Origin of the sequence: Streptococcus sp. 2106 (assembly GCF_013277315.1) — a bacterium.
Lineage (GTDB): Bacteria > Bacillota > Bacilli > Lactobacillales > Streptococcaceae > Streptococcus > Streptococcus pseudopneumoniae.
In genome coordinates this window covers 22,996-32,619 of the sequence record NZ_VMMS01000020.1, presented here as the reverse complement: position 1 = coordinate 32,619, position 9,624 = coordinate 22,996, and the positions used below count along the sequence as shown (strand labels likewise).

Annotated in this window: 11 protein-coding genes; all 11 read left to right on the top strand. The window is 30.1% G+C overall.

Annotation, left to right across the window (positions count from 1 at the left end):
• Nucleotides 1-257 (top strand): UDP-N-acetylglucosamine 2-epimerase (locus tag HT723_RS02710; protein WP_172934571.1); only part of this gene is annotated, 257 nt, incomplete at its 5' end.
• The gene (locus HT723_RS02705) at nt 235-1,455 is read left to right on the top strand and encodes an MFS transporter (RefSeq protein WP_119947021.1); all 1,221 of its coding nucleotides are present in this window, start codon (nt 235-237) and stop codon (nt 1,453-1,455) included. The genes HT723_RS02710 and HT723_RS02705, both read left to right, overlap by 23 nt.
• Nucleotides 1,456-1,539: 84 nt before the next feature.
• Nucleotides 1,540-2,685, top strand: a complete 1,146-nt coding sequence (locus HT723_RS02700; RefSeq protein ID WP_172934570.1) for a GNAT family N-acetyltransferase — start codon at nt 1,540-1,542, stop codon at nt 2,683-2,685.
• Nucleotides 2,686-2,701: 16 nt separating this feature from the next.
• A complete protein-coding gene (locus HT723_RS02695; RefSeq protein WP_172934569.1) occupies nt 2,702-3,679 on the top strand; it encodes a hypothetical protein in 978 nt (325 codons plus the stop codon).
• Nucleotides 3,680-3,702: 23 nt separating this feature from the next.
• Nucleotides 3,703-4,659: an NAD-dependent epimerase/dehydratase family protein gene (locus HT723_RS02690; protein ID WP_172934568.1), complete on the top strand. Its 957-nt coding sequence runs from the start codon at nt 3,703-3,705 to the stop codon at nt 4,657-4,659.
• A gap of 43 nt (nt 4,660-4,702) precedes the next feature.
• A complete protein-coding gene (locus HT723_RS02685) occupies nt 4,703-5,437 on the top strand; it encodes a class I SAM-dependent methyltransferase (protein WP_172934567.1) in 735 nt (244 codons plus the stop codon).
• 831 nt (nt 5,438-6,268) lie between these two features.
• Nucleotides 6,269-6,616 carry a DUF3990 domain-containing protein gene (locus tag HT723_RS02675; RefSeq protein WP_345890226.1) on the top strand — a complete coding sequence of 116 codons (348 nt, stop codon included), beginning with the start codon at nt 6,269-6,271 and terminating at the stop codon, nt 6,614-6,616.
• Nucleotides 6,607-6,834, top strand: a complete 228-nt coding sequence (locus HT723_RS02670) for a hypothetical protein (protein WP_100104355.1) — start codon at nt 6,607-6,609, stop codon at nt 6,832-6,834. The genes HT723_RS02675 and HT723_RS02670 overlap by 10 nt, the downstream gene beginning before the upstream one ends.
• A 155-nt stretch (nt 6,835-6,989) precedes the next feature.
• Nucleotides 6,990-7,466, top strand: a complete 477-nt coding sequence (gene pezA, locus HT723_RS02665) for a type II toxin-antitoxin system antitoxin PezA (RefSeq protein WP_050261634.1) — start codon at nt 6,990-6,992, stop codon at nt 7,464-7,466.
• A complete protein-coding gene (gene pezT / locus HT723_RS02660) occupies nt 7,466-8,245 on the top strand; it encodes a type II toxin-antitoxin system toxin PezT (RefSeq protein ID WP_172934566.1) in 780 nt (259 codons plus the stop codon). Before pezA ends, pezT begins: the two co-directional genes overlap by 1 nt.
• Nucleotide 8,246: 1 nt before the next feature.
• Nucleotides 8,247-9,623, top strand: a complete 1,377-nt coding sequence (locus HT723_RS02655) for an ABC-three component system protein (RefSeq protein WP_172934565.1) — start codon at nt 8,247-8,249, stop codon at nt 9,621-9,623.
• Nucleotide 9,624 lies beyond the last annotated feature (1 nt).

Genomic DNA, 9,624 nt, shown 5'->3' with positions numbered 1-9,624 from the left:
TGAACTTGAAATTTGGCTTACAAGAAGAAAGTACAGTTTTGGGAGTTCCGTGTTATACTATTGGAAACCAAACTGCTAGACCAGAAACTTGTATTAACGGGACAAATACATTAATCGGTTATAGTGTTAAAAAAATCCTTGAAAATCAGAAACTAGAAAAAAATACTAGTATTCCGCTATTCTGGGATAAAAATGTTAATACTAGGATAGAAAAGGCGTTTAGAAAAATTTTTTATGAGGCTAATAAAGAAAATTGACAAATATTTTTTGAATTATTTTTACTCTCAACTAAATATACGAATTGCTGATAACCTTTTTAGAATATATTTAGTAACATTTTTTAATGTAGCTATGTTAACAAGTATCTTTTCAGTACAGACAATCTCATTGTTTGCTTCGGTTATATTTGTTAATAGACTCATTAAATATAAAGATTCACAAAAAGTTTACCAGTACTCTATAATTTTAAAATTAAGTGGAATTTTAGCGTTTTCTGTCTTATGTTATGTTTTAAAGTATACAGACTTCTTCACTATTACTATAATAGGTTTTTGTTTAGGAGCGGGAGATGCATTTTTTTTAGTATCAAATCAATTAGTTTTTAAGAAAATTGTTCGATTAGATTTGCAGGAAGAGAGATTATCGCTTGTAAATCTTAGTAAGCAAGCTGTAAACGTTTTGATTCCTCAATTATTTATTATGCTAATTGCAATTAAAAGAATAAACTTGGTATTAATTAGTATTACTATCATACTTTTATTTTCAAAAATTTTTATAGCGAAGGTAAGAGGAAAATTTGTTCGAAAAACGAATTTAATAGTTCAAAGAAATAGCCAGAGTGGTACTGGAAATGAGAAATTTATAAATGATTTCTTGCAAGTTAAAGCATTTTTTAAAAACCATAACTGGTTGCTTATGTGTATGTTAGTTGTATTTGTATTTTCTCCTATACAACAGGCGCTATCAAATATTGCAATTCCAACATATATTCTCTCAATTGGGACAGAGAAAAATTATACTACAATACTGTCATTGTACTCAATCGGCAGTTTAGTGGGGAGTTTAATATTTTTAAAGTTTTACAAATATTTTAAAAGCATAAAGAGTATAATGTCAATTTTACTAATTGGGGTTGCTTCGTATAGCGCAATAGTATCTACAAAGCTATTCTTAATTATTTACCTCTTATCCTTCTTTGTTGGCATTTTTGTTCAATTATTTTTGATTAGTTGGGAAAATAAAGTGTTAAAGGAAATTCCTGAGAAGTACTTAACAATGGTTTCAAGTTTTAATTGGATTGTCTTAAGTTCGTTAAACCCAATTGCACTCACAATTGTCGGAAACTTTTCTGAAATATATGGAACAAGGATAACAGTAACATTTAGCATGGTGTTTGTATCAATACTGATTATGATGACATTAATTATTAATTTTATTAATCAAAATAATAACTAGATATAGGATACTAATCTACTTGATAATTATATCAATGGTTTTTCAGTAGATTGTCTCTCAAAAAACATGAAAGGAAGTTTTATAATGTTAATACGTAGAATTATGACTTTTAGTGAAGCAAAACGTGAGTTTTCTGAACAATGGGACGATTTAGTTTCATTAAATGAGATTGATAGTATTTATAGTAGTTTTCAATGGGTAGAAGCAACTTCTCAGAGTGATAAAGTTGAACAAAATGTTCTAGTCGTTTTTCAAGAATCTCTGTTAGTAGGTGGTTTACTTTTTGATGTTGTTGAAGAAAAGTTTCCAGACCACTATAAAATAGATTCATTTTTAAATGGATACAATCCATTTTTTTCGGATTCACCAAATTTTAATATACCCAGCACAGGTAATCCATCTATTGCTATTTGTAATAGAGGGGCAAAGTCATGTGATATTAGATTTGATAAAGATTTGACAGTAAATCAGAAAAATACGGTAGCTAGATATATTGTAAAAGTTTTAAAAGAGTATTCAGAAGAATTGAAATGTCCGTTTTTAAGTTTTTTATATATGCCGTCATCAATGAATAATAATTTTCTTTATAATATATTAGACAGCGAAGGATTTTGTAAGTTTTTGGTTGGTGCAAGTTACTCAATTCCCATAAATTTTAGCAATATTGATGAATATCTAGAGAGATTTACCTCCAAGAGAAGAAACTCTATAAGATCTGAAATCAAAAAAGCTGTTAGTTCAGGAGTAAATTATGAATATGTTCCACTGTCCGGAAATGAGAGAAAGCTAGCTAAAACCGTATTATTTAATTTCCTAAAGTATGAATATCCGAATTACAATATTGATAGATACACAGAGAGATTATCATATATTTCTGGCAGTTTTGAAAATGATGCGTATATTTGTCGTATGAGAGTAGGTGGAAAAATAATTGGAGAAGTTCTATTGTTAAGTTATAAGAATAACCTTATTGCCCGTGTAGTAGGCATAGAGCCGGGATATGAAAAATTGTTTCCGTATTTTAATTTAGTGTACTATAACTTGATTGAACATTCACTAGAAAAAGGATATGAGAAGGTAATTTTTGGCGATGGATTGGACGCAACAAAAATGAGTAGGGGGTGTTTGCAAGATAAGTTATATATGTATGTATACACTGAAAACAATCTACAGGAGAATTTTGATTTGATAAACAGATTTGTTGAAAGCCAAGAGGTATTTCAAAATTAAAGTGAGTGGATAAATTATGAAAGAAAAAAAGAAATTTAATAGATTTCCATATAATGAGGTTAGTTGTTATGGTTATTGCTTATGGAATATTTCTTTATATCATGGAAGAGATCCTTTAACCGATTTACTCTCGCCTTGGGGAATGAGATTTGAGAGTGACTTAATTTCAAGAGATTGGTGGCTGATTGATTATTTTGAAAAATACACAAATACTTGCTTGTTTAAAGGAAAGTGGAAAAAAGTTGAGGGATATGAAAACGCTATAAAGGAAATTGATAAAATTTTAAGTTCAAATAGAATAGTTATGTTTCAAACTGAATGGTCCATGTTAGCATTTCATCCACATTATAAGACTAGAGCATTCAATACACATGCTGCGTTAATTACGAGTAAAGATAATAATGAGATTTTAATCAAAGACAGAATGCTAATAAAAATTTTCGGTAAAGATACGGTAAATGTAAAATCTGAACAACTGAAAGAAGCATTTGATGATAAATTTTATTTTTTTGAATACTTTTTCGATACGAAAGATGTGAAAGACATGTTTAAAGAATGGTTACTTGAAACAAAATCTGAAATGGAAAAAGGTTCATTAGGAAATACTCTGTTTTTACCCCACCTGTATTATGTGGAGGGAAAAAATTTCATAAAATATTTTTCTCAGGCTATATGTAAATATCCTAAAACTTATAGACGTGATCGACACTTTGTTGATTTACTAAAAGTACGTTTGGTTGACTGTTTAAATCATCATATTATCTCAAATAGGAAAATTTGTTTGGAATTTTTAAAAAGTTATAATTATTTAAATTCAAGTCTCCCAACTCTGATTGAAATTTTGGAAGAAGAAATAAATCTATATAATTCATTAAAGGAACATTTGATACAGTATGATTTTTCTGAAATTGAAAATGTTTTAGAAAATATAAATACAGAAGAAGATAAGTATTATCAAGGTATTTTACAACTTATACAAAATAATAGTTTATAAAATTAGAGAAACGGAGTTTTATAATGAAGAAGTGCGTGATTATTGGTGGGATGGGGTTAATTGGATTAAACATTGCAGACTTGATAGATGAAGGTGTTGAAGTTTATTTAATTGATAATCTTTCATCAAGTTCTAAAATGGCAAAGAGCAAAAAGGAAATATATCAAAAATTTGTTAGTAAAATTCTTAAACGCAATAATTTACACTTTATTGAAGAGGATATAAAGAATGCAGACTCTGTAAAAAAAATATTAAAAAATATTGTGCCTGATGTGGTGATATATTTAGCAGCACTTCTTGCCTCGGAATCTGAGAAAAATCCAGTGGAAGCAAAAAAGGTCATTTTTGAAGGTGTGAAATCTACAATAAACATAATGGAAGAGATATCAAAAAAGTATAAATTAATATATGCTTCATCTTCATATGTTTATGGAGATTTTGAATATGAACCAGCCGATGAACTACATAGTAAGAAACCATTAGATATTTATGGTTTTTGGAAAAATGAATCAGAAGCCTGGATTTCCAATTATAAATTTAAATTTGGTGAGTGGTTAATTATTCGTCCTTCTTCAGTGTATGGAATTATAGATCCAAGGGAACGTTATGCAAGTTCATGTATTGAACAAGCATACTTTAATGAAACAGTTCAATTGTTTTATCCTGAATTTATTTGTGATTTTACTTATGTTAAAGATGTAGCAAAAATATTTCTAAAAGCTGCAGAGTCAGATGTATCAGGTGAAATTTTTAATATGACTAGGGGAGAAGCTAGGACAAATAAAGAGTTTATAGAAGTTCTAAAGAAATATTTCAAGAATATAAAAATTAAATCCCATGACGATAGACTACTGAATGCTCCTAAACGGGGTGCGTTAGATAATAATAAGGTAAATAAATTATTTTCTTGGACAGCGGAGTATGGAATTAACGACGGAATTATCGATTCTATTAATGTTTTAGATAAGTTATTAGAATAGTATTTAATTATATGTATAATATATAAGAGACAGGAGAGTCATAATGAAAGAAAAAGATGATTTTATTTGGTTAAAAAACAGCTATTATTATAGATTAATTGAGGAACTTAGTACAGAAAGTAATTTAGATTTCAATGTTGTACAAAAAGTTATAAGTGGTCTAAAAAATAAAAATGCAGATATCAAAAATCCAACACCAGAATTAGGTTTTCATATTACGCGATTTAGAATGTATGAAAGAATCAGCGTATTCTTTAAAAATGGTTTTAAGCCTGGTCATATTTTAGAAGTGAGTGGGGATAGGGGAGCAATCTTTAATATGTTTGAGGATAACTATATCTCACACACAGCAATAAAATATCCTGACGAAGATATTCAGTCCCTATCTTTTGACGATTCTACTTTTGATTATGTAATTTGTGATCAAGTCATAGAACATATACCTGAACCACAGAAGGCAATTGATGAAATATATAGGGTATTAAAACCTGGAGGATGGGTATTTTTAGCAAGTTGCTTTTTGGATTATATTCATACTCAGCCGGATAATTTAGATGATTATTGGAGGTTTACTCCTCAAGGGTTAAAATATTTATTGAGAAATTTTAAAGGAATTTTTCAATGTGAAGGTTGGGGGAATAAAGAGGCTTTTAATTTAGTGATGTATGGAGGCCCTCTAAAGTATACTCCTATCCAAGAAAGTACTGAATTGATGAGAATTTCAAGCTATAATGATTTTCAATATCCTCTATCGATTTGGGGAATAGCCCATAAGTAGTGTTTAATCGGATGAATTTCGATATTGAAAGGAGTAATCATGCATTTTTTAGAAAGAAAATTTTTGAGGAACACTCTATTTTAAGCGATTATATAAGTAAATCTATTCGGTAATTTGTCTCAAAAACAGCGATATATGATATTAAAAAAACGAAAAGGTTTACATATGAAGAGATTGATAAGTTATCAAATAAATTATTAAATGCTTTATTAAAACATGTTGATACAAATAGTAAAATAATGTTCCTCCTAGGAAAAACTACAGAGTTTATCCTAATTTATTTAGCGTGTCAAAAGCTAGGTATTACTGCCTGTCCAGTATCACCCTTAATAGGGAATTATGAATTATCGGGTATAATAGATAAAATAAAACCATCAGTTATTTTCTTTGAAGATGAATTATTCAATAAAGTAAAGAGTGCCACAAATACTAGGAGTATCAAAAAGTGAAGTATATTTCAATTGATGACACTATTAAAGCGGATAATGGCAAATATATAATTAATTTTTATTCTTTTATAAAACATGAGTTAGATACTTTTGATTATTCATCAAAAATTAACACATATGATTGTTCTACGATTCTTCATACTTCCGGTACAAGTGGGTCACCCAAATTGTGCAGGTTAAATAAGAGGCATATACCAATTAGAATTCGGAATACTATAGTATCAGCCTTTTAGAATCGTGAACACATTTTAGAAACTGATAAATTAATTTAGTTTCCTACCAAAAACCCTACCAAAAATTCTTTGGCAGGGTTTTTCTTTTTAATAAAATTATTTTGGAGAACAGGGTTCGTTTTAAATGACCAGAAGTAAGCTATCTATAGATTCTAATTATAGTAGAATTTCGTATTTCAAATTTTGTAGAAATTTTTAAGAACCCTGCCTATCATTGTCACTATTTTGTGGAATTTGTCGTTCAAAATCGGGAAAATCCAGATGAATTACAACACCATTTTGATTTTATCTATGGTGTTCAGACTGATGACAATCCAACTCAAGCTTTAGCTCGTTTTCGTCAGAATGAAATTACAAAAGAAGAAATGCTTGCTGAGTTTAGAAACCCCTATTCTTTTAAACAATTATCCATTCACAACCAATCTTTTTGTGATATAATGAAAATAGAGAAGGTTTATCAATCAAAAACAGGGGAGGAGTTACAAAAATGGCAGTAGTATCATTGGAAAATAGTATTAAACTATATAGTTCAGAATTATTTCATGCATTATTAAAAGATTCCAATTATAAATTGGATGAGCGTATTGCTCAGACTGTTGCAGAAGGCTATGCTCGTAATCTAGATTATTCCGATCCTGAACTGATGCATGTTGGTGTAACTTCGGTTGCTAACAATCTGCTTACAAAAATTAAACAAGAGTATTTTAATGTATAGTATTTTGAGAAAAGCCACCGAAAAAGAAATTACTCTTTAAGGTGGCTTTTTTAGAAGTAAATTTTAGGCTAGAAAAACAATCAACAACGCACCAATTTTGGTGCGTTATGCTTTTTTTATGCTATAATTGAATTATAAAAATAAAGGAGTTTGCCATGATTGGAAAGAACATAAAATCCTTACGTAAAACACATGACTTAACACAACCCGAATTTGCACGGATTGTAGGTATTTCACGAAATAGTCTGAGTCGTTATGAAAATGGAACGAGTTCAGTCTCTACGGAACTAATAGATATCATTTGTCAGAAGTTTAATGTATCTTATGTCGATATTGTAGGAGAGGATAAAATGCTCAATCCTGTTGAAGATTATGAACTGACTTTGAAAATTGAAATTGTGAAAGAAAGAGGTGCTAATCTATTATCTAGACTCTATCGTTATCAAGATAGTCAGGGGATTAGCATTGATGATGAATCTAATCCTTGGATTTTAATGAGTGATGATCTATCTGACTTGATTCATACAAATATCTATTTAGTAGAAACTTTTGATGAATTAGAGAGATATAGTGGCTATTTGGATGGAATTGAACGTATGTTAGAGATATCTGAAAAACGGATGGTAGCCTAATGGAAATCCAAGAGTATACTGATAGTGAATTCAAACATGCTTTAGCGCGGAATGTTCGCTCTCTGACAAGAGGAAAAAAGTCCAGTAAGCTACCTATAGCAATTTTGCTTGGAGGGCAAAGTGGTGCTGGTAAGACTACAATTCATCGTATTAAACAGAAAGAATTTCAAGGAAATATTGTTATCATAGATGGCGATAGTTTTCGTTCCCAGCATCCACACTATTTAGAACTGCAGCGAGAATATGGCAAAGATAGTGTAGAATACACCAAAGATTTTGCGGGGAAAATGGTAGAGTATTTAGTAACAGAATTGAGTCATTTGGGATACAATCTTTTGATTGAGGGAACTTTACGAACAGTTGATGTTCCAAAGAAAACAGCACAACTCTTGAAAAGTAAGGGATATGAAGTACAATTAGCCTTGATTGCGACAAAGCCTGAGCTGTCCTATCTAAGTACTCTTATCCGTTATGAAGAACTGTACGCCATCAATCCAAATCAAGCACGCGCAACTCCAAAAGAACATCATGATTTCATTGTAAATCATCTAGTTGATAATACATGGCAATTAGAAGAACTAGCTATCTTTGAAAGAATTCAAATTTACCAACGAGATAGAAGTTGTGTATATGATTCAGGAGAAGATACAACTTCAGCAGCAACAGTTCTTCATGACTTACTATTTGGAGAATGGAACACGGTTGAAAAAGAGATGTTGAAGATAGGGCAGGAACGGTTGTGGGTGATTAACAAAGAGTTAAATAATAGGGGGGATTAAGTTGGCGAGTTCAAACGTTGACCAAAATAGGAATGCAACACCAAGTTGGAGTGGATATATCCATCAAGGGAAAGTAGGATTTTTAGTAGCGTTAAGACAATTACGAGAATGCATTGAAAATAATATAGAAAATCTTGAGGATTATGCTATAAGATATGAGAATGCTGAGGACTTCGATATTGTTGGTGATGATGATCAAGTATTATCGAGGCATCAAGTAAAAGCCTATGTTAATGGTAATGAGAGAGAGGATTACTCAGACCTTTTTAATATACAAACTAGGAAGTTTGAAAAGGGAAAGGAAAAAATAAATGTCAAGGGATATCAGGTTCATGAATTTGATGGTAGAGGAAAAGTAGTACGTAAGGTGGTTTCTAATGAAAACATATATCTACATGTGATTGTAAATGTGCCAGATTTTAATTTATCAAAATATGATTATTTATCAAAATATCCTAGTAGAACAAAATACACAGATAATGTTGCTTGTGTCAGACTTTATAAATATAATCAGGCTAAAGATCTTTTTTATTGTCCACTTTCTCAGGATGATAAAAATGATACAATTAGAGATTATTGTATAGCTGAAATAAAAGAAATTTTAAAATCAAAGGGTAATCCATTGAATGATAGTGTCTCACATTTAAATCAAGTGTATCTCAGGTATGTAGGTTCTTTATTGGATCATAGCATTGGGCAAGCACACAGTGAATATGGTTTTCCAGAAATATCCTTTGGAGAAATACTTTCCATTATTGAAAAGGAAACTCCTAAAGATGAAGTATATGAAATGAAAAATAATTTGACCTATAGGTGGGAAAAATATCATCGTGATTATGCAAGTGACATTAGCGAGGAAGATTTTAAACTTATGGATGAAATAAATAATCATTTACTGTCATTGACTAAAGGTGAGTTTTATAAATTTGTGAGAATGATGTTACCACACGAAAATTCAGATGAAAATTTTTTAGAATTGTTTCGTAATGCTCCAATGGAGGATATATTCTATGTATTACTGGAGAAAATTAAGGGATTTTCGTTTAAAGCTTACAGTTATTTAGATGATAATGAGAAGAGCTATAGAACTTCATTGATTAGTATTCAGGATAGACCTGGGATAATTGCAAAAAAAATTCAAGAAATAATTGACAACTCAGAATTTTTAAAAGCTACTTTTAATCATGATTTCCTTATTAATAGAGATATAGATGAGTTGCATATTGGGAATAGAATTGATGAATTTGATGGCATGCTAGATAATAGATATCGTGAAGAATGGAATACAGGAGTACAACATAATATATTTAAACCGAATATGGAATTCATTAGCATTGAGAAAGTAAAAGAAAAGAATTTGAGTGTGCCGGAGGACTAAT